The sequence below is a fragment of the Pseudomonas sp. TSO6 genome, assembly GCF_056098905.1.
In genome coordinates, this window is record NZ_JBLZWV010000042.1 from 1 (window position 1) to 22,792 (window position 22,792).

The following is a 22,792-nucleotide window of genomic DNA, read 5'->3' on the forward strand; positions in this document are numbered from 1 at the left end:
GGGCTGCGAAGCGGCCCCACAGTTTCAGCTTCGCCGCTGGAATTGCCGGGGCCGCTTTGCGGCCCATCGCGACGCAAGGCCGCTCCTACACCAACCGCGCCAGGCAGCTGCTGACTGACTGCTTCCAAAGCAGCACCTCGCTGCTGCTCCAGCACCACCCCCTCCTTCCAGCCCCGCATTCCGGGGCCTCCAGTGCCTGGCACAGCTCTTGCGATACAGCTCTACCTTCTGCTTTCCCAAGGCCAGCCATGCGCGTGCTCTCTCGTCTTTCCTGGTTCATCTCCCCCCTGGCCCTGCTTACCCTATGGGCCGTGGTGGCCAATGCCGGGCTGTTCCCGGCCAACCTGCTTATCCCGCCGTTGGAGGTGTGGCACAGCCTCAACGACCTGCTGGCAACCGGCGAGTTGCAGGAGCACCTGGCCGGCAGCCTGTCGCGGCTGGCCTTTGGCTTTACCGGCGGCGCGCTGGCCGGCCTTGGCTTTGGTGCCGCACTGGCCTTGTCGAAGACCGTAGAGGCCTACTGCGCCCCGCTGTTCCATACCCTGCGCCAAGTGCCCAGCATCGCGCTGATCCCGATGTTCGTGCTGCTGTTTGGCGTGGATGAGACCTTCAAGGTGGTCATCGTCGCCAAGACTGCGTTTTTCCCGGTGGCACTGGCCACCTGCGAAGGTATCCGCGCGATCCCTCGCAGCCATTTCGAAGTGGCTGCGGTATACCGCCTGCGCTGGCCGACGCTGGTGGGGCGGATTGCCCTGCCCGCTGCGGTGCCGGCGATCGTCACCGGTATACGCGTGGCACTGACCCGCGCCTGGGTAGTGCTGGTGGCGTGCGAGTTGCTGGCGGCCGACAGCGGCCTGGGGCAGATGATCGAGATGGGCCGGCAGATGCTGCGCATCGACGTGGTCATGGTCGGCGTTGTGTTGACCGGGCTGATCGGCTTCAGCCTGGACTTCACCCTGCGAGGCGTGGAACGACGCCTGTCCGCCTGGCAAAGCCGTTGAGGAAATTGTGATGAAACGACCTGATTTGCGTGGCCTGGTACTGCCGCTGTTGCTGCTCGGCGCCTGGGAGTATGCCTCGCGCCAAGGTGCAGCCGGGGCCTATGCCTTCGTGCCACTGGCGCAGGTGGGCACGGCACTGGCCGAACTGCTGGGCAGCGGCGAACTGCAGGTCAACCTGTGGGCCAGCCTGTTGCGCACCTGCAGCGGTCTGGCCATCGGTATTGTCGGCGGGGTCGGCCTGGGTGCGTTGATGGCCCTGTCCACACCCGCCAACCGCCTGATCGCGCCGCTGTTCCATGCCTTGCGCCAGGTGCCGATGCTGGGCTGGATCCCGCTGATCGCCCTGTGGCTGGGTAATGGCGAAGGCGCCAAGCTGCTGATCGTCAGCCTGGCAGCGTTGTACCCGATGGTGCTCAACACTTTCGGGAGCCTGCGCCAGGTCGCCGGCCAGCACCGCGAAGCGGCACGGGTGCTGATGCTCGGCCGCTGGCAGCAGCTTTGTCTGATCCTGTTGCCCGCCGCACTGCCCGGCATTGCCGCCGGGGTACTGCAAGCCTTGGCCTTCGCCTGGGTAACCTCGGTGGGCAGCGAGCTGTTCCTGTCTGCCGGGGCTGGCCTTGGCAGCCTGATGATGAACGCCGAGGCTGCGGCTCGCATGGAGATCATCGTGGTCTGCGTGCTGTGCATCGGCCTGAGTGGCTACCTGATGTCCTGGCTGTGCACCCTGCTCACCCGCCGCCTGCTGCGCTGGCGCACCAACCATTGAAAGGCCCGACCATGAACGCCATCGCCCACGCTTTACCCACCACCGCCAGCACTGGCGCGCTGACCATTCGCGGCCTGAACAAGGCGTACCCGCTCAAGGGCAAGCATGTGCCAGTGCTCGAAGGCATCGACCTGGATATCCGCCCGGGCGAATTCGTCAGCATTCTCGGCGCCAGCGGCTGTGGCAAATCCACGCTGCTGCGCCTGATTGTCGGCCTCGACCAGGACTACCAGGGCCAGATCCTGCTGGACCGGCAACCCGTGCGCGGGCCGGGCCTGGAGCGCGGTATCGTGTTCCAGGACCACCGCCTGTTCCCGTGGATGACCCTGCAGCAGAACATTGCCTTGGCCTTGAAAAACCATGCGTTACCCGCAGCCGAGAAAAACAGGTTGGTGGCCGAGCACATCGAACTGGTCGGTCTGAGTGGTTACGAGCAGGCCTACCCGCACCAGCTGTCCGGCGGCATGGCCCAGCGCGCGGCAATTGCCCGGGCGCTGGTGAACAAGCCCAAGGTGCTGTTGCTGGACGAACCGCTCGGCGCGCTGGACGCCCTGACCCGGGTGCGGCTGCAACAGGAGTTGCAGCGCATCTGGGTGCAGGAGCGCTGCACGGTGATCATGGTCACCCACGACATCGAGGAAGCACTGTACCTGGGTGACCGGGTGATCGTGATGGACGCGCACCCGGGGCGGATTCGCGAGGACTTGCGCATTGACCTGCCGCACCCACGCCAGCGGGACAGCCAGGTGTTGCAGGGGTACAAGCAGCGGTTGCTGGGGGAGCTGGTGGGGCACTGAAAGGGGTGAACTGAACAATTTGCCGGGGGCTGATTTGCAGCCCCCGGCACCATCAGAAATCGTAACGCAGGTTCAGGCTGGCATCCTGGCCCCTTGTCCCCCTGCCCAAGCACCACCATAATGATAAGAATTCTTATTTGAAACTGACTGTATGAAAAAGCCCTGCATGGACGCACACGCCCAGGTCGATGGCCTTTACCGTGACCACCACCGCTGGCTGCGCAACTGGCTGCAACCGCGGCTGACCTGCCGCGACCTGGCCACCGACATGGTCCAGGACGTGTTCGTGCGTATCCTCACGGCAGACAACGCGGCCGAGCGCCTGCACGCCGTGCGCGAGCCCAAGGGCTACCTGGCGACCATTGCCCGCCGCCTGATGATCGACCACTTCCGCCGTGCCCGCCTGGAACGGGCGTGGTTGCAAACATTGGCCGAACAGCCCGAGGCGCTGGATATCTCCGAGGAAGACCGCGCCGTGTTGCTGGAGACCCTGTGCGAGCTGGACACCATGCTGGCCGGCCTGGGGATGGAGGTACGCCGGGCTTTTCTGCTCTCGCAACTGGAAGGCCTGCCGTACAAGGCCATCGCCGAGCAGTTGGGCATATCGCTGTCCACGGTCAACCGGCATATGGCCAAGGCGCTGCACCACTGCCTGCTGTTCAACCTCGAGGCAAACCTGCAATGAGCGTGACCGATCCGCGCCAGCGCGAGGCACTGGAGCAGGCGGTGCAGTGGTACACCTTGCTGCAGAGCGGCGCGGCCAGGCCACAGGACCATCTCGGCTGGCAACACTGGCTGCAACAAGGCGCGGCCAACCAGTGGGCCTGGCAGCAGATCGAGCACCTGCAACAACGCCTGCAAGGTGTGCCCGCTGCCGTCGCCGGCCGCACGCTGGAGCTTGCCGGCCAGGCGCAGCACAACACCCGGCGCAGTGTGCTAAAGGGCGTGGCGCTGATGCTGGGCAGCAGCAGCCTGGGCTGGCTGGGCGTTCACCAGTTCGAAAACGGCGCTTGGCTTTCCGACTACCACACTGCGGTTGGCCAGCGACTGCCCGTGGCCCTCGCCGACGGTGGGCAGTTGATGCTGAACACCGACAGCTCGGCGGATGTCCGCTACGACGCACAACAGCGCCTGGTGCACCTGCGCCAGGGCGAGGTGATGGTCACCACCGCAAACGATCCTGGGGGCCGGCCCTTCTTCGTCCAAACTTCGCATGGCCGCGTGCAAGCCTTGGGCACGCGCTTTTCGGTGCGCCTGCTGGAGGGGCAGACTCAGGTCTCGGTCTTCGAGCACCAGGTGCGCATTACCCCCGCCCATGGGCACCCCCTGTTGCTGCAACCCGGGCAGTACTGCCGTTTCTCTGCGGCGAATGCCGGCCCGACACGTTCGCTGGCCGCCGCACAGGATGCCTGGACTCAGGGCCTGTTGGTGGCCAACGAACAAGCGCTGGGGCCGCTGATCGACGAACTGGCCCGCTACCGCCGTGGCTGGCTGCGCTGCGACCCGTCAGCGGCCGGGCTGCGCGTCAGCGGTACCTTCCCGGTGGATGACACCGACAAGGCGCTGCGTGCGATCGCTAGCGTACTGCCGATAGACATCGTGCAACGCACCCGTTACTGGGTGAGTGTGAACGCCCTGCACACGGGATGAAAAATTTTTTGCCCACCGATGAGATTTCTTCTCTTTCTCATCCGACTCAGGGGTAACGGGTGCATGACCCGCTTGCCAACATAAGAGAAGCCCCCCATGAAAACGCATCATCCGCTCCGCCCGCTGGCGGCCGGTATCCGCAACGCCCTGCTGGTTTCAGCCCTGTTCGCCGCCACCCCTGCTCTGGCCGACAGCACGCCCCGCGAGTACAACATCGGCCAGGGTGACCTGGGCCAGGCACTGACCCGCTTCGCGACCCAGGCAGGCATCGTGCTGTCGTTTGATCCCGCCTCCACCCAAGGCCGGAAAACGCCGGGGCTGGACGGTGTGTACGCAGTCGACGCAGGCCTGCAGGCGCTGTTGTCGGGCAGTGGCTTGCGAGTGATGCGGGAAAGTGACGATCGCTATTTCATCATCCCCGCTGGTGAAGAAACCGGTGCAATGGAGTTGTCGGCAACGCACGTGAACAGCGTCGGGCTTGGGGCGACTACCGAGGGGACCGGCTCGTACACCACGGGGGTGACCAGTACCGCAACCAAGATGAACCTGTCGATCCGCGAGACGCCGCAGAGCATCAGTGTCGTTACCCGCCAACAGATGGACGACCAACACTTGGCGAGCATCACAGATGTGCTGAAGCAGAACCCTGGCATCACCATGTCGCAGGACGGCGGCGAGCGCTTTCATATCTACTCGCGCGGCTCCGAAATCAGTACCTACCAGCTCGACGGGGTCAACACGGTTCAGGAGTACCTGACCCGCAACATGCCCAGCACGTTGATGGACATGGCCATCTTCGACCGTGTAGAGATCGTGCGAGGGGCCACTGGCCTGATGACCGGTGCAGGTGAACCCAACGGCGTGGTCAACATGGTACGCAAACGCCCCACTCGCGAGTTCCAGTCCTATGTGCAGGCGGGGGTCGGCTCTTGGGACTATTACCGCGCCGAGGCTGACGTCTCGGGCCCTCTGGTCGAGAATGGAAAGCTGCGCGGTCGGCTGGTGGCCGCCAAGCAGACCAACCACAGCTTCATGGACTGGTACAGCCAGGACCGCGACCTGTTGTACGGTGTGCTTGAAGCTGACTTGTCTGACTCCACCACCGCGCGCCTGGGGGTGGACTACCAGACCTACAATGCCGACGGCGCCCCCGGTGTACCGTTGTTCTACAGCAACGGCCAGCCGACTGACTTTTCGCGTTCCACCAGCAGCGGCCCGCGCTGGATGTATGAAGACTACACCACCAAGAACTATTCCTTCGGCCTGGACCAGCAGCTTGCCAATGACTGGCAACTGAAACTGGCAGCGAACTACATGGATGTCGATCGCGATTCATTGTCGGCGTTCTACCGCACCGGTGCCGGTATCGCCACCCTTGATCAGGCCACAGGCAATGCCACGCTGGACCTGCTGGAGGTCGAGGCGCATCAGGTGCAGCGCGGCATGAACATCACCCTGCAGGGCCCTTTCGAACTGCTTGGACAATCCCATGAGCTGATCGTCGGGTTCGACTACCTGGACTACAGAAACAACCACCTGACCGGGTCGGCAGGGTCGCCCACATTCAACTTCTTCACCTGGGGCAATCGCATACCACAGCCCGGCAACTACACGCCCGTGCTGGATTACGACGTCAACATCCGTCAGACCGGGTACTTTGCTGCCACTCGGCTCAACTTCACCGACGATTGGCATCTGATCCTGGGGGCACGGACCACCAGCTACCGCTACGACGCCCACCAGGTGTCGCTACCCAGCGGTTTCGACAGGCCCTCTAACCTGCAGGAGCGTGGCGAAGTCGTGCCCTATGTGGGGCTGATCCATGACTTGACCGCTGAACAGTCTCTGTACGTCAGCTACACCGACATCTTCAAGCCGCAGACCGCAAGGGACCGCACCGGCAAGGTCCTTGACCCCGTCACTGGCAAAAATTATGAGTTGGGATGGAAAGGCGAGTTCTATGAAGGCCGATTGAATACCAGCGCTGCGATTTACCTGATCAAGCGAGACAACTTTGCAGAGGACGACACCGGTTTCCCGATACCTGGCGTGGCAAACTCAACGGCGTCGCGCGCGGTAAACGGGGCCGAAACCAAAGGTATCGACCTTGAGCTCTCGGGCGAAGTGGCCGACGGCTGGAACGTGCACACCGGGTACAGCCATTCACGCACGGAAAACGCCCAGGACACCCGCCTGACGCCACAGCTGCCGCTGGACACCTTCCGGTTGTGGAGCACCTATCGCATGCCGGGCGAATGGGAGCGCCTGACGTTGGGGGGTGGGGTGAACTGGAACGCCAAGCAGTCGCTGCTGACCACTCGCAACACACGTATCACCCAGGAAGACTATGCCGTAGCCAGCCTGATGGCACGCTACAAGCTCAGCGACAACATGGCCGCCACCTTGAATGTCGAGAACCTGTTCGACAAGAAGTACTACGCGGGCCTGGCGGGCAATTACGGTCATTACGGAGCGCCCCGAAACGCAACGTTGAACCTACGCTACGACTTCTGATCAATGGACTGGCGCCGCTTTGCGGCCCTTTCGCGGCACAAGGCCGCTCCTACCGGGGGCGTGCGGGTTTCAATAACACGCTATCCCTGTAGGAGCGGCCTTGTGCCGCGAAAGGGCTGCAAGGCAGCCCCTGCATTTCAAGCAGCTTGTCTTTCAGACCCTCACCCCGCCAGGATGAAGTCTGCAGCAGTCACCGTGGTCGCATCCGCCACCCCCACCAGGCGGATGGAGTCGGCAGCGCCGATGTGAACCAGCGTATCAGCCCCAACATCGGCGATGGTGACACTGGCGGCGAAGGTCGCTGCGGTGATGTTCAGGGCGGTGATATCCAGCCGGTCCTGGCCACCCGCCGCAATGGCATCGAAGTTGATGATCAGGTCGTTGCCGAAGCCGGCCGCGAACTGGAACACGTCATTGCCGTCAGTGGCCATCATCGTGTCGTTGCCGGCACCACCCACCACCGTATCGTTGCCCGCCGCACCGTTGAGGAAGTCGTTGCCAGCGCCCCCAATCAAGGTGTCGGTGCCGACGTCACCAAACAGCGTGTCGTTGCCGTCGCCACCTTGCAGTGTGTCGTTGCCGTTGCCGCCGTCCAGGCTGTCATCACCAATGCCGCCCAGCAAGGTGTCGTTGCCGTTATCACCCAGCAGCGTGTCGTTGCCGTCACCGCCGTCGAGGCTGTCGTCGCCACCGCCACCGTTCAGGCTGTCGGCCCCAAGCCCGCCGAACAGCTGGTCGTTGCCGGCGTCGCCGTTCAGGGTATCGTTACCGGCATTGCCGTTGAGGATGTCGTTGCCACCGTCACCATTGAGCGTGTCGTTGCCTGCTGCGCCGTTGAGGGTGTTGGCCAAGCCGTTACCGGTACCAGTGAAGTTACCCGCCCCGGTAAAGGTCAGGAGCTCGACGTTGGCTGCCATCGTATAGCTGGCGAGCGTGGTGCGGACAGTATCGGTACCTGCCCCGGTGGCCTCGACCACGACATCACCGGCGTTATCGACCACATAGGTATCGTTGCCGACACCACCGACCAGGCGATCGGCCCCCGCACCGCCATTGAGCACGTCGTTGGCGGCACCGCCGGTAAGTGTGTTGGCCAGCGCGTTCCCGGTACCGGTAAAGCTGCTGCTGCCGGTGTAGATCAGGTTTTCGACGTTGGCACCCAGGGTGTAGGTGGCCAGGCCGGTCTGCACCAGGTCGGTGCCACCGTTCAGCGCCTCTGTCACCGTGTCACCCGCGTTGTCGACCACGAAGGTATCGTTGCCGGCACCGCCATTCATGGCATCCGCGCCAAGCCCGCCGTTGAGGGTATCGTTGCCATCGTCGCCATTGAGGATGTCAGGGTCGTCCCCGCCGTTGAGGATGTCGTTGCCAAGCCCGCCGAACAACTGGTCGGCGCCGCCCAGGCCATTGAGCGTATCGTTGCCGCCCAAGCCCGAAATCACGTCGTTGCCCGCCGTGCCGGTCAGGGTGTTGGCTGCGTTGGTGCCCACCAGTGTCACACCTGGCGGCACCACTACTGCGGCGGTCGCGGCGGAGGTCAACGACTCCAGGGTGCCGAAGCCGTCGGTGTAGCGCACGATCACCCGCAACTGCTGGTTGCCCTGGGCAAAGCCTGGGGTAAAGGTGGCGGCGGTGGCGCCGACAATGTTGCTGAAGGTGCCGCCAGTGCCCTGCTGCCACTGGAAGCTGAAGGCACCGAGCCCGTCCAGGTCGGCGATGCCGCCCGTGAGCGCGGTCAGCGACTGGCCCTGGTCTGGCGTGGTGTCGCTGATCGACACTGCACCGGTCGGTGCATCGTTGACGTTGGCCACCGGGTCGAGGATGTCGGAGGCGACGCTTTCTTGCACGCCAAAGTCATCCACATAGCTGACCACAACCCGCATGTTCTGCCCCACTTGCGCCTGGGTCAGGACAAAGGTGCTGCTGATGGCGCCAACAATGTTGACCCAGCCCACACCCCGGTTGGACTGCCACTGGAAGGTGAACTGCGGGTTGCTCAGGCCGTCGGCATCGACGATGGTTGCCGGGTTGGCAGTGAGCGTCTGGTTCTGCACCAGCAGCCCGGTCACGGTCGGCCCGGCACTCGGTGCGCTGTTCACCGACGAATCGACGATTTCCAGCGTGCCCTTGGCGTCCTGGTACACCGCACGTACGCGGATGCTCAGGCCAGCCACATCGTCCGTGACCCGGTAGGTGGCGCCCGTCGCCCGCTGGACCTCGCCTGCGGCGACAAAGGTGATGTCTTCATAGACACCCGAACCCGGCAGGGTCTCGACTTGCCAGTAATAGGCCACAGGGCCGTTGACCGCACCGGTCGTGTTGGCCGCGCTGACGTTGTCCGCATCATGTACCGCCAGGGGTGTCACGCGCAGCAGTTGGCCGCTCACCGGTGTATCGTCACGCACCCCGGTGGCAGCGTCGAGAATCACCAGGTGACCCGTGGGGCCAGCGTTGACGGCGGTTCCCACGCCAGAGGCTTGCGAGCTATCAGAGAACTGCAGCCGCTCGATGCCGGTCAGGTGGTCGACACCATCGCGCCCGGCCACCAGGTCGGTGACGATCACCGCATTGCCATCGACCACCACGCTGTAATCGGTGGCTACCCCCGAGAACACCGCCGTGTCGTAGTTGTCGGTGCCGTTGAGGATCTCCCGCACGATCACCAGCTGGCCCGGATTGTAGGTGCCGTTGAGCATCAGCGGCACCATGGGCTCCATGCTGTCGTAACTGGCGATTTCCGGGCCAGTGCCATCGAGGTTGGCGCGCACGCTGATGCGCACGTTCAGCCACTTGTCACCGTCGAGGATGTCGTCGCCGCCACGGCCTTCGATCAGGTCGCTGCCGCTGCCGCCGAGGATGACGTTGCCGCCATCGTAGAACGTTGCACCGGCGGCCAGCAGGCTGGACAGGCCGTTGATCAGGTTGATGTTGGTCAGCACGCTGCCAGTGGCACCCGCGGTGGGCAGCGAAGTGGCGTCTTCGTTGTCACCGCGCAGGAAGTCGCCATGGGCCGAGCCCGACAGGCCTTCCATGATGTCGAAGCGCACCAGCGCCGAAGCGCCCGAGCCCGGTACTGGCGGCACGTCGAAGAAGCGGTCGGTGTAGTCGATGGTCACACCCTGGGCCAGGCCCTTGAAGGTTGCCCAGTCGTAGCCCGAGCCACCGATGTAACGGTCGCCAAAGCCCAGGCTGCCGACCATGATGTCGTCGCCGCCTTCACCGTTGAACTTGTCGTTCTCGTTGCCGCCGATGAACACGTCGTGGCCGATGATGGGGTCGTTGCCGAGCGGGTCGAAGTTATCGCCAGGCGCACCGTCGGAGGTGCCCTTCTCGATCCAGTCGTCACCTTCGTTACCCATGTCCTGCTCGTTGGCCTTGCTGCCCAGGATAAAGTCGTTGCCCTGGCCGCCAATGGCTTCGGAGGCATCTTCACCGGTGACGATGAAGTCGTTGCCGAAACCGCCGATGATCAGGTTGACGCCATTGCCGCCGTGCAGCACGTCGTTGCCGTCGCCGCCCTGGATGTTGTCGTCACCGCCCATGTCGCTGATGATGTCGTCGCCGGCACCACCGCGCAGCTGGTCGTTGCCGTCACCCCCCTCGATGCGGTCGTTGCCGCCATCGCCCCAGACCGTGTCGTCACCCTCGCTGGACACCAGGATATCGTCACCGTTGGTGCCGCCCAGCACGATGTGCTCGGCACCGGCATAGCGAATGTAGTTGGTGTCCGGGCCAGCCGTCAGCGGGCTGTCGCGGAACACCACCTGCTCGCCGTTTTCGCCCAGTGGGTCGGCGTTGCCCAGGCCTGCGTTGAACTGCTTGCTCTGGTCGACTTCCAGGTAGAAGCCCGGGTCGGAGAACACCAGGCCCGGCAGGTGGGTGGCGGAGGTGTTGGCCATGATCAGCTTGGCGAAGGAGTTGCTTTCCAGCTCGGCGTTCATCGACAGGCCGGAGGTGCGCTCCAGATAGTAGAAGCGGTCGCCGTCCTGCAATTTCTCCATCTGGTTTTCGAACACGAAGTTGAAGGTACTGCCGAGCATGCCGCCGAACGGGGTCTTCTCTTCAGCCAGGCCGCCGATCCACAGGTCGATGGCATCGACACCGGTAATGGTTACCGCCTTCAGGTCATCGGCGGTGCCCAGCACGCCATCCTTGCCAGGCAAGGTCACATTGGCCCAGGTGCCGCTGCTGTTGAGGAAGTCCAGGCGGTCGGCCGGTGCGCCATCGCCACCGAACATCAGGGCCATGGCCGCGTCGCGTTTTTCCAGCAGTGTGGTGGCGCCGGTGATGGTGCTGTGGGTGCCATAGGCCGCAATGAAGTTGATCAGCGACTCGGGGTGCTTCAGGTGCTGCACCAGGTCGACCCAGCTGGTGTACGGCTTGAGCTGGGTATCACCGGTTTGCCCGTAGATGTCGCGGCGCACGGCGTTCAGTGAAGGGATGCCAACGTCGCGGCCACGGGCAATGTTGATCGCCGGCAAGTCCAGCGGCAGGCCGAGCAAATTGTTGCGCAACGCCTCGGTGACGAACTCGTCGATTTCGTTGCCACCCTGACGGGTGACCCCGCGGACGATGGCGCTGGTGGCGTCCTCGGGGGTAACGCCACTGGCGGCATAGGCCAACGGGTTGAGGAACGCCGCGATCAGGCCCAGTTGCTGGTCAGGGTTGGAGCTGGCCGGGTCCTTGATGACGTTGAAGTCGACGTCGAAGCGGTCGACAGTCTCGGTCAGCATGGAGTGGCCGAAGCGGTACACGGTGTGGGCGAACTCGGCCACGATCGATGCATCGAGGTCGACGTCGTACACCTGGGTCGGGGCAAAGAACAGGTCGACCCGTGGTTGCACAGTACGGGCGAACTCCTCGAACACCAGGTGCTGGTACTGCATCTCGGTACCGAACTTGGCCGCCTGGAACAACCGCTCGCCGTTCCATACCAATGCGCCGATCTCGGCCGGGGTAACCGGCAATGCGGTTACCGGGTTGAGCAGCCATTCGTTGAGGAAGGCCAGGTCGTGCGAGTCGAGCACGGTGTCCATGGTCTGCGCCACCAGCCGGTTGTGCTCGGAGTGGAAGATCGCATGCACGGCTGTCAGGCCGATGTTCTCGTTGACCCGGCCGTCGCCGGCGACGTAATGCGCGTCCAGCAGTTCGTTGTCGTAGGCCAGGTTGGCTCCGGTCTGTGGGTTGACCGGCACCGCGTTGCCGGCAACGTTGTCGGCATCCGGCGCCAGCACCCCGCCACTGAACACGGGTACCGCGTTATGGGCAATGTCGGCGAGGAACTGGTGCCCCGTGCGCACGGCGTTGGTCAGGTCGAGCGGCGCCAGCGGGTTGCCTTCGACCTGTTGGTCATCGGCAGTGCCGGCAATGCCGTCGAGGCCCTTCATCACCACCATCGGGTAGCCGTTCGGCCCCTTGATGAAGTTGCCGTAGGCGTCGGTTGCCAGCAGCGGCACGTTGTCGACGTCGGCATCGGTCAGGTTGATGCCAAGCACGTCGCGGGCCTGGGCCTTGAGTACTTTCCAGGTGGCCATGCCGCCGATTTCGGTGTCGTCGGCAGTGCCGAACTTGCCATCGGCGCCCAGGTCACGGTTGGTGATCAGCCGGCCAGTGGCAACGGGGCCGTCGTCGGTCAACATGTAGGCACGCAGGAACACCTGGTGCGACGGGTGCGAGCTGTAGGTCTGGTTCTGGTCCACGAACGGCGTGGTGGTATTGGTGTGCTCGCGGATGTCGTCGGCGTTGCCGAGGATGCCATCCGGCCCTGGCAGGTTGGTGGCACGGGTCACCACCATGAAGTTGGTGAAACCACCCTCCACGTAGAGCGGGTCATCGGGTTGCAGCGGGATGTAGATAGTCCCCGAACCACCCTTGGTGACCAGGTCCAGGCCATGGTCGAAGAACTGCCCGAAGAATGTCATCCAGGCGTTGAACGGCGCAGACAGGCCAGCATCGGCAGCGGTGTTTTCGAACAGGTACACATCGTGGTCGTCGGTGGTGCCGAACTGGCCATCCATGCCCGGGCTGGCGACAATGCGCACGCCGTCCTTGAGCACGTCGTCGTTACCGGGCGTGCCGAAGTTGAGCACGCCATCGGCACCTGGGTCATACGCGGTGGCATAGGCTGCCGGGTTGTTGGAGGTCTGGTCGACGATCAGGTTACTGATGGTGCGCGGCTGCGAGTCGAACACCGGGCCGCTGGTCTGCTGGTACGACGAGCCCGGAATGGCCGGCGAGCCAGGGCCGAAGAAGCCGGCCGGTGCACCTTCTGCCGGGTTGAACACCGGGTCGGTCAGGCGCGGGAAGACATTGTCGGCAGCACCGAACTGGGTGTTGTTGTTGCCGTTGAGGTTCATCAGGTTGTTGTTCGAACCATCGACCGCACGCAGGCCCAAGGGTGCGCGGATGTTGGGGATCAGCGAGAGGATGTCCTGCCCGGCGGCATCGGCCTCGGCGATCTTGATCTGGTCGAGGATGAAGTTGAGGTCGGAGCGCACCATGTGCAGCCCCTCGCCCCCTGCCGTGGCATCCACGACAGGAGCGGCCGGCGTTGGCACCACCGGTGCGCCCGGCTGTACCACCGCCGTGGGGGCGGAATACAACACCTCGGTTGTGCCATGGGCGTCCTGGTAGATCGCCTTGACCCGCAGGCTCAGCCCGGCCAGGTCTGGCGACACCTTGAACGCGGTGCCATCGGCGCTCTGGAACGCCAGGTCACCGGCCGGTAGCAGGATGATGTCCTCGAACACACCACTGCCCGGGTCGGCCTCGAATTGCCAGTAGTACGACACTGAACGGTCGGCAAGCGTGCCTGCCGGGTTGCCCGCACTGATATTGTCGGCATCGAGCACGCCCGCCACGCTCACCGTCAGCATATCGCCCACCGTGATCGCACCGCCGTTGCCATCGGTGACGGTCGGGCTGCCCGTGGGCTGCGCGTTCACCCCTGCCACCAGCACGCGTTGGCTGTCGGAGAACTGCAGGCGTTCGATATGCAACAGCGTATCGACGCCATCGCGGCCGTCCACAGTGTCGGTCACCGTCCACACATCGTCCGCGACATCGGCCGTGCCTTTGGTGTTCTGGGTTACCACGTACTCGCTCTGCCCCCCCGAATACACGGCCGTGTCAAAGGCCGCGCCGCCAGTGGAGGTACCTGGCAGGATTTCGCGCACGGCTTTCAGCTGGCCAGGGTTGTAGGTGCGGTCGAGCATGAACGGGATCATGTCGACCATGCTGTCGAAGCTGGCGATCTCGGGCCCGGTGTGGTTGACGTCGCCAGGGGCGTACACGGCAATCCGCACGTTCAGCCATTTGTCGCCGTCGATCAGGTCATCGCCGCCACGCCCCTCGATCAGGTCGCTGCCATTGCCGCCGAGCATGATGTTGCCGGTGGCAAAGCCTGTGGTAGGCAACCCGGCATCCGCCAGAAACTGCTGCAGCCCACGGATCAGCGCCACGTTGGTCAGCGCACTGCCGGTGGCACCGCCATGGTTGAGGATGGTCACGGCATCGACGTCATCGCCCTTGAGCACATCGGCGTAGTTCGAACCGGACACCCCTTCGACCTCGGCAAAGCGGTCGAGGATGCTGGCCGGCGAGGCGCCGACCGGGTTGAATACCCCGGCGTTCTGGTTTGGCGCATTGCCGTGGGGCTGGGCCAGCGCTGCCAGGCTCAGGTCCACGGTGACGCCGACCTTGTCGTTTTTGTTGGTGATCCAGTCGAAGCCGGACATGCCGTCCATCTTGTCCTGGGCATCGCTGCCGACAAAGATGTCGTCACCGCCCTCGCCGATCATTTCATCAAAGCCAGCGCCACCGACGAAAATGTCGTTGCCGACCACCTCGTCGCCTAGCAGCGGCGCAAAGTTGTCGCCCGGCGCACCGTCCTGGGTACCTTTCTCGATCCAGTCATCGCCCTCGTTGCCGGTGGGTGGCAGGTTGGTCTTGGCGCCGAGGATGAAGTCATCGCCCTGGCCGCCGAAGGTGGTGGAAATGTCCTCGGTGGTGATGATGAAGTCCTGGCCGTCGCCCCCCAGGATCAGGTTGCCAGCCGCCAGCATGCTGCCGGCGACGATCACGTCGTTACCGGCGTTACCCTCCAGGCGGTTGTCGCCGAACGAGTCGGTGATGATGTCGTCGCCTGCACCACCCAGCACTGCGTCGTTGCCGGCGCCACCTTCGAGCACATCGTCGCCGGCATCGCCGTAAACGGTATCGTCGCCTTCGCCCGAGATGATGATGTCGTTGCCGGCCGTGCCGCCCAGCACCACATGGTCTTCACCGGTGTAGTGCAGGTAGTTGGCGTCAGGGCCCACGGTGTCGGGGTTGTCGCGAATCACCAGCGGCAGGATTTCAACCCCGTTTATCTCGATGCCCCCCGTCGGGTCGGCCTTGCCGTCGGCACCCAGCCCGGTGAACTGGTTGGCCTGGTTAACTTCCAGGGTGAAGGTAGGCGTGAGGAACACGGTGTTGGACAGGTGGGTGACGTCGGAGTTGAGCATGATCAGCTTGGCAAAGGAGTTGTTCTCCAGTTCGGTACCGAAGTTCGTGCCCGCCGTACGCGAGAGGTAGTAGAAACGGTCGCCGTTCTGCAGCGCTTCCAGCTGGGTCTCGAAGACGAAGTTGAAGCTGGACCCGAGCATGCCGCCGAAGGGCATTTTCTTCTCGGCCAGGCCGCCGACCCAGAAGTCGATGGCATCCACCCCGGTCACGGTCACGCCGGTAATGTCGTCGGCCGTGCCGGCGATGCCGTCTTTGCCGGCCAGCGTCACGTTGGCATAGGCGCCGGTGCCGTTGAGGAAGTCCAGGCGGTCGAGTGGTGAACCGCTACCGCCAAGCACCAGCGCCACTGCGGCGGCGCGCTTGTCCGCTTCGGTGGTTGCCCCGGTGATGGTGGCGTGAGTACCGTAGGCAGCGATGAAGTTGATCAGCGATGCCGGGTGCTTGAGGTGGTCGGCAAAGTCGGCCCAGCTGATGTAGGGCTTGAGCTGGCTGTCGCCCGTTGCCGCATAGAACTCGCGACGCGCCTCGTTCAGGCTGGGGATGCCGGTATCACGACCCCGGGCTATGTTCAGCGCGGGCAGGTCCAGCGGCAGGCCGAGCAGGTTGTTGCGCAGCGCTTCGGTGACGAACTCGTCGATTTCGTTGCCCAGCTGGCGGGTAACACCGCGGATGATCGCACCGGCCGCTTCGTCGGCGGTGGCACCGCTGCCAGCGAACGCCAGCGGGTTGAGGAAGGCGGCAATCAGGCCCAGTTGCTGGTCAGGGTTGTCGGGGTCGGCAGACACCGGGTTGAACGACGGGTCGAAGCGGTCGACGGTTTCGGTCAGCATCGAGTGGCCGAAGCGGTACACCACATGGGCGAACTCGGCGAGGATGGCCGGGTTGATCGAGGTGTCGTAGCCATTAGGGGCGAGGAATTCATCGATCTGCGGCTGGATGGTGCGGGCGAACTCTTCGAACACCAGGTGCTGGTACTGCATTTCGGTGCCGAACTTGGCTGCCTGGAACAGCCGCTCGCCGTCCCACACCAGCGCGGCGATGCCGGCAGGTGTGGTAGGGATGGCGGTAACGTCGTCGATCAGCCACTCGTTGAGGAACGCCAGGTCGCCTGCGGCCAGCAGGGTGTCCTTGGTCTGCTGCACCAGGCGGTTGTGCTCGGAGTGGAACACGTGGTGCACAGCGGTCAGGCCGATATTCTCGTTCACCCGACCGTCGCCAGCGATGTAGTGGGCGTCTAGCAGTTCGTTGTCATAGGTCAGGTTGTTGCCGCCCGGGCCCACAGGCTGCGCGTTGCCAACGGCGGTGTCGGCGTCGGCTTGCAGCACGCCCCCCACTACCACGGGGGCCGCGTTATGGGCGATGTCGTCCAGGAAGCCATGCCCGGTGCCCACGGCATTGGCCAGGCTGATGGGCGCGGCGCGGTTGCCTTCGACCAGTTGGGTGACGTCATCGGCAGTGCCGGCAATGCCGTCGGCGCCGTTGTTCACGCGCATCACCACCTGCGGCATGCCGTTGGGCCCGCGCAGGAAGTTGCCGTAGGCATCGGTGGCCAGCAACGGCACGCTGTGCACGTCGGCATCGGTCAGGTTGATACCCAGCAGGTCACGGGCCTGGGCCTTGACCACCGCCCAGGTGGCCATGCCGCCGTTTCCGCTGTCGCCATCGTCGGCGGTGCCGAATTTGCCATCCGCGCCAAGGTCGCGGTTGGTGATCAGCCGGCCTGTGGCCACCGGGTCACCGGCGCCGTCGAGCGTGTACTCGCGCAAAAATACCTGGTGCGAGGGGTGCGAGCTGTAGGTCTGGCTCTGGTCAACAAACGGCGAGGTGGTGTTGGGCTGACTATCGTCGGCCGTGCCCACCACGCCATCGGCGCCAGCGGTGCGTACGGCCCGTGACAGCACCATGAAGTTGGTCGGGCTGCCGGCCACGTACAGCGGGTCATCCGGGCGCAGCGGTATGAACACGATGTCGGTGCTGCTCTTGGTGACCAGGTCCAGGCCGTGGTCGAAGAACTGCCCGAAGAAGGTCATCCAGGCGTTGAAGCCCGCCGTCAGGCCTACGTCCGGCGAGACGTTGGGGATGAAGAACACCGGCTTGTCGTCGGCGGTGCCGAACACCCCGTCGATACCGGGGCTAATCACCGGGGCTGCGCCACCATTGGCTTCGACCGCCGCCGGGTTGTTGGCGGTCTGGTCGACGATCAGGTTGCTGATGGTGCGCGGTTGCGAATCGACGACGTTGCCGGTGCCCACGTAGTTGGCACGGTAGGAGGCATCGAGCAGGCGCAGGAACGAATTGTCGGCAGCGCCGAACTCGCTTTGCCCGGCCACCAGGTTGTTGAAGCTGCCATCGACGGTGCGCAGGCCGAACGGTACCTGGCTGTTGGGCAGCAGTTCACTCAGGCTGGCGCCGTCAGCATGGGCTTCGGCGATGAAGATTTGTTTGAGAATGAATTCCAGGTCCGACTTGCTGAAATTGGCCATTGCAATTGCCCTCGATCTTTCCGGAGAAATCACAGGGCAACAGGGTCCTTCCCGCGCCCAGTCAGTGTTGACTTGCGCAGTATCTGGTTCGTGGTTCTGGGCTCGGTGGCGCAACGTTTGTGTGCTGGCGACTCGGCCTCATTGCTGGCAACCCGGCCCCACCGTTCCGGGATGGGGCCCTGTTAATCGTGCGCAACAGGTGTAACGCACGTGTATCGACCCCTGCTCGCACAGGGCCCGAATACTTCAGACTAAAGTCGTAGAGCCAAAACTTGTCAATATCCCGTCAAAAAAACACTGGACGATGATAATGCGATGCAACTAGCTGTTTTGTAGGCACTTATGAAAAGTTCAAAGATTTAATAGAGCAAAATGATATTACTGAATGTTTCGTTGCAACCTACGCTCCAGCATGTGGGAGCAAGCAGCGTTTTTGGACTTCTCGCCATAAGAGCGACCCGCCTGCGAGCCAACCAAGAAGCCACAACTGCCGTTGTACGGGGCGCCGCAAGGGCATCCCGACTTGTAACAAAGGGAGGCCTCCGATGCCCAAGCCACCACGCACCCGCTCCGAGCTGGCCGACGTGTTGTTTCGCCTGCGCCGCAGCTTCTACGCCCTGGCCGCCTTCAGCGGCGTGATAAACGTCATGATGTTGACGCCAGCTATTTATATGCTGCAGGTGTATGACCGCGCCCTGGTCAGCCGTAACGTGACCACCCTGGGCATGCTCACCCTGCTGGTGGTCGGGTTGTTCCTGCTGATGTCGGCGCTGGAAATGACCCGTACCCGCGTGCTGATCCGGGTCGGCAACTGCCTGGACATGGCGCTCAACCGACGCATCTTCAGCGCCGCCTTTGAGCGCAACCTGAGCCGCGCCGGGGGCAACCCGGCCCAGGCCCTGCAAGACCTGGCGCAGGTGCGGCAGTTTCTGACCGGCAACGGCCTGTTCGCCTTCTTCGATGCCCCCTGGACACCCATCTATCTGGTGGTCTGCTACCTGATCCACCCCTGGCTCGGGCTGGTCACGACAATCGGCTCGTTGACCCTGGTGGGCCTGGCCTACCTCACTGAAAAGGCCACGCAAAAGCCACTGGCCGAAGCCAACCAGGCGTCGATGTCGTCGGCCAGCTACGCCAACAACAACCTGCGCAACGCCGAAGTGATCGAGGCCATGGGCATGCTGCCGTCAATCGGCAAGCGCTGGTACCAGGGCCACTTGCGCATTCTGCAGATGCAGACCCTGGCCTCCGACCGTGCGGCGCTGATCAGCAGCACCGGGCGCTTCGTGCGCATCACCTTGCAGTCGGTGATTCTGGGGACCGGCGCACTGCTGGCAATCGAAGGCAAGATCACCCCCGGCATGATGATCGCCTGCTCGATCCTGACCGGCCGGGCCCTGGGGCCGGTGGAACAGGTGATCGCCTCATGGAAACAGCTGCTGGGCTGCCGTCTGGCCTGGGGCCGGCTCAACGACCTGCTGCAGGACTACCCACAACGGCCACCGAGCATGTCGCTGCAACGGCCGATGGGCATGCTGGCGGTGGAAAACGTGATTGCCGGCGCACCCGGTACCCCTATCAGCATCGTGCGCGGGGTGAGCTTCAGCCTGGTCCCGGGTGAAAGCCTGGGCATCATCGGCCCTTCGGCCTCCGGCAAGTCCACCCTCGCCCGCCTGCTGGTGGGTGTGTGGCCGGCCCAGGCGGGCAAGGTGCGCCTGGACGGGGCCGATATTTTCACCTGGAACAAGGCCGAACTGGGCCCGTGGCTGGGCTACCTGCCGCAGGACGTGGAACTGTTCGAGGGCACCATCGCCGAAAACATCGCGCGCTTTGCCGAAGTGGACAGTGATGCGGTTATCCGCGCTGCCCGCAGCAGCGGCGTGCACGACATGATCCTGCGCTTCCCGCAGGGCTATGACACCCGCCTGGCGGCCGACGGCACCCCGCTGTCCGGCGGCCAGAAGCAACGCATCGCCCTGGCCCGTGCGCTGTACGGCGAGCCCAACCTGGTGATACTGGACGAGCCCAACGCCAACCTCGATGACGTCGGCGAGAAGGCTTTGGTCGATGCGCTGGCCGAGTTGAAAACGCGCGGTGCCACGGTGATCCTGATTTCCCACCGGCCCAATGTGCTGTGCGCCGTAGACAAGATACTGATGCTGCGCGACGGCACCGTGCACATGCTCGGCAGCCGTGACGAAGTGTTCGCGGCGCTGCGCAAGGCCAGCGTGATTCCAGCGGCCAATACGGCCCCGCTGGCTTCGGTAAAAGTACGGGAGTAACCCATCATGCAAATGGCTCAAAACTCCGAACTGATTGCCGCCGAAGCCAAAGACCTGATCGACCTGGACGCCGGCCGGCCGGCACGCTGGGGTGTATGGATGGTGATCGCCGGCTTTGGTGGTTTCCTGCTGTGGTCTTGCCTGGCGCCACTGGACGCGGGTGTGGTTGCCACCGGCACGGTCAAGGTCACCAGCAACCGCAAGGCGGTGCAGCACCTGAGCGGCGGCACGGTCGAGGCGATCCTGGTGCGCGAAGGCGATGTGGTTAAAAAAGGCCAGGAGGTGGTACGCCTGGACGCATTGCGCGCCGCGGCCGAGCAAGGTGCACTCAGTGCCCAGTACATCGTCAGCAAGACCGTGGAAAATCGCCTGGAAGCCGAACGCGATGGCCGCGATACGGTCACCTTCGACCCTGCCCTGCTCAAGCACTACGACAATGACCCACGGCTGCTGGCGGCCATGGACCTGCAACAGCGCCTGCTCGACACCCGCCGCGCCGGCCTTGCCGGTGAATTGAGCATCCTTGAAGAAAACCTCGCGGCCTCGGCAGTGCAGCTCAAGGGCCTGCAGCAGGTGTACGGCGCCCGCGCCTCGCAGATCGGCTTCCTCAGCCAGGAGCTGCAAGGCACCCGGGTGCTGGCCGCAGAGGGCTATGTACCGCGCAACCGCTTGCTGGAACTGGAGCGCAGCAATGCCGACCTGTCCGCCGGCCAGGCCGAAAACCTCAACAACATTGCCCGGGCACGCAGCCAGGCTACCGAAATCAAGCTGCGCATGCTGCAGCGCCAGCACGACTACCTGAAGGAAGTGGAATCTCAACTGACCGACACCGCCAAGGAAAACACCACCCTGGCCGACCGATTGCGTGCGCTGGACTACGAGGTGACCCACACGGTGATCCGCTCGCCGATCGACGGCATGGTCCAGGGCCTGAGCATCGCCACAGTCGGCGGCATCATCCAGCCGGGCGCCAAGATCATGGAGGTGGTGCCGCTCGACCAACCGCTGCAGGTGGACGCGATGATCCCGGTGCAGGCCATCGACAAGATGGTGCCGGGCCTGGCCGTGGACATCGCCTTCCCGGCCTTCAACCACGCGCAGACGCCAAACATTCCGGGGCGGGTGAAGACCATTTCCGCCGACCGCCTGCTCGACGAAGAAAGCAAACAGCCGTTCTACCTGGCCCAGGTGGAAGTGACACCGGCCGGCATGGGCCTGCTGGGCAGCAACCACATCCGCCCCGGCATGCCCGCCACCGTCACCATCAAGACCGGCGAGCGCAACCTGCTCAGCTACCTGCTCAAACCCATGCTCGAACGCGTCGACGCCGCGTTCAAGGAGCAATGACATGAAACGCCCGTGCCTGATGTTGTGCCTGCTGGGCGTGGCCGTACAGGCCAGTGCCATGGACCTGAAGCAAGCCTGGGACCTGTTGCAGTACCAAGGCCCGATCTACCGCGCTGCGGTGCACGAAAAAGAAGCCGGCAGCGAAAACCGCGCCATCGGCGAGGCCGGCCTGCTGCCGCAGATCAACGCCTCGGCCTACTTCAACAGGGTCAATGGCAGCCAGCGGCAGAACGGCCTGGACAACGATCTGGACTATGACTCCAAGGGCGCCAATGTGCGCCTGCGCCAACCGCTGTTCAACAAGCAGAAGATGGCCGAGTACCGCCAGGGCCAGCAACGGGCCGACTACAGCGTGGCGGTGTTCGACGCCAAGAGCCAGGACGCTGCGGTACGCCTGGCCGACGCCTACTTCGACGTGCTGCTGGCCAGTGAAACCATCACCTTGGCCAAGGCCAAGCTGAACGCTTTCGAAGAGCAGCAGGCTTCGGCGAAACGGCGCAAGGAGCTGGGCGCCGGTACCATCACCGACGTCGATGAGTCGGTGGCCCGCCGCGACCTGGCCGAGGCCGACCTGATCGAAGCCCAGGACAACCTGGTCAACGCCCGCCGCAAGCTGGAGGAATACATCGGTGAAACCCCGCAGGCGCTGACCACCTTGCAGCCGGGCTTCAGTACGCCACCGCTGATGCCGGGCAACCTGCAGGACTGGCTGGTCAAAGCCCAGGCCGACAGCCCGCTGATTCACGCGCGCCGGCACAGCTACGAGCTGGCCGAAGAAGAAGTGAAACGTGCCCGCGCCGGGCACTACCCCACCCTGGATTTCGTGGCGGGCTATAACGCCGGCAGCAGCCAGTCGATTTCCGAGCTCAACCAGCGCAACCACTACAGCTCGATCGGCCTGGAGCTGAACATTCCGCTGTACAGCGGCGGCAGCACCAGCGCCCTGACCCGCCAGGCCAGCGCCAACAGTTCCAAGGCCCTGGATGAGCTGGATGCTACCCGTCAGGAGGTAATTTCCGGCACCACCCGCGAGTACCGCGGCGTGCAGAGCGGCGCCTTGCGCATTCAAGCGCTGGAAAAGGCCGTGGCCTCCAACGAGCGTTCGCTGATCTCGACCCGCAAAGGCTTCAAGGAAGGCGGCACCAGCACCAACTCGGACGTGCTCAATGCCGAGGAACTACTGTACGACGCCCGCCACGACCTGTTCGAGGCGAAACTGAACTACCTGATGTCGCGGCTGCGCCTGGCCTCGTCAGTGGGTAGCCTGGGGGATGACGATATCCAGCAGGTCAACGATTACCTGGGCCCGGAACTGATGGTGAGCAACTGATGAATACCTGAACGCATGCGCCTGCAGGGTACCGGGGTGGGCGCGATCATCAGTGTCAGGACCACAGGTCTACGATAGATGTCAGCGATGCCTGCGAGGCGCTGCCGGGTTACAAGC

The 22,792-nt window shown here is 64.0% G+C and carries 10 protein-coding genes; 9 read left to right on the forward strand and 1 reads right to left on the reverse strand.

What is annotated here, in order from left to right; all coding sequences use genetic code 11:
* The first annotated feature begins 248 nt into the window (after positions 1-248).
* From ACN6NG_RS18720 to ACN6NG_RS18745, 6 genes are all read left to right on the forward strand, one after another.
* Entirely contained in the window at positions 249-1,001 is a 753-nt protein-coding gene (locus ACN6NG_RS18720) for an ABC transporter permease (protein WP_474315463.1), read from the forward strand.
* A gap of 10 nt (positions 1,002-1,011) precedes the next feature.
* Positions 1,012-1,767, forward strand: coding sequence for an ABC transporter permease (locus tag ACN6NG_RS18725; RefSeq protein WP_474315467.1), 756 nt, complete (start codon positions 1,012-1,014; stop codon positions 1,765-1,767).
* Positions 1,768-1,778: 11 nt separating this feature from the next.
* Positions 1,779-2,564 carry an ABC transporter ATP-binding protein gene (locus tag ACN6NG_RS18730; protein WP_061202452.1) on the forward strand — a complete coding sequence of 262 codons (786 nt, stop codon included), beginning with the start codon at positions 1,779-1,781 and terminating at the stop codon, positions 2,562-2,564.
* A gap of 166 nt (positions 2,565-2,730) precedes the next feature.
* On the forward strand, positions 2,731-3,249 hold the full coding sequence (locus tag ACN6NG_RS18735) for a sigma-70 family RNA polymerase sigma factor (protein ID WP_197898673.1): 519 nt from the start codon (positions 2,731-2,733) through the stop codon (positions 3,247-3,249).
* Complete coding sequence (locus ACN6NG_RS18740; protein ID WP_353455127.1) at positions 3,246-4,214, forward strand: FecR domain-containing protein; 969 nt, start codon at positions 3,246-3,248, stop codon at positions 4,212-4,214. Before ACN6NG_RS18735 ends, ACN6NG_RS18740 begins: the two co-directional genes overlap by 4 nt.
* Positions 4,215-4,310: 96 nt before the next feature.
* A complete protein-coding gene (locus ACN6NG_RS18745; protein ID WP_353455125.1) occupies positions 4,311-6,728 on the forward strand; it encodes a TonB-dependent siderophore receptor in 2,418 nt (805 codons plus the stop codon).
* 161 nt (positions 6,729-6,889) lie between these two features.
* Here ACN6NG_RS18745 and ACN6NG_RS18750 read toward each other — a convergent pair whose 3' ends face one another.
* The gene (locus ACN6NG_RS18750) at positions 6,890-17,716 is read right to left on the reverse strand and encodes a peroxidase family protein (protein ID WP_474315471.1); all 10,827 of its coding nucleotides are present in this window, start codon (positions 17,714-17,716) and stop codon (positions 6,890-6,892) included.
* A 545-nt stretch (positions 17,717-18,261) separates the two neighbouring features.
* On the opposite strand from ACN6NG_RS18750, the gene ACN6NG_RS18755 reads away from it, so the two are divergent.
* From ACN6NG_RS18755 to ACN6NG_RS18765, 3 genes are read left to right on the forward strand one after another with little or no spacing between them, the layout of a single operon-like run.
* Positions 18,262-19,998: a type I secretion system permease/ATPase gene (locus ACN6NG_RS18755; protein WP_474315473.1), complete on the forward strand. Its 1,737-nt coding sequence runs from the start codon at positions 18,262-18,264 to the stop codon at positions 19,996-19,998.
* Positions 19,999-20,004: 6 nt separating this feature from the next.
* On the forward strand, positions 20,005-21,345 hold the full coding sequence (locus tag ACN6NG_RS18760) for an HlyD family type I secretion periplasmic adaptor subunit (RefSeq protein ID WP_063422862.1): 1,341 nt from the start codon (positions 20,005-20,007) through the stop codon (positions 21,343-21,345).
* Position 21,346: 1 nt separating this feature from the next.
* Positions 21,347-22,675, forward strand: a complete 1,329-nt coding sequence (locus tag ACN6NG_RS18765) for a TolC family outer membrane protein (protein ID WP_474315476.1) — start codon at positions 21,347-21,349, stop codon at positions 22,673-22,675.
* Positions 22,676-22,792 lie beyond the last annotated feature (117 nt).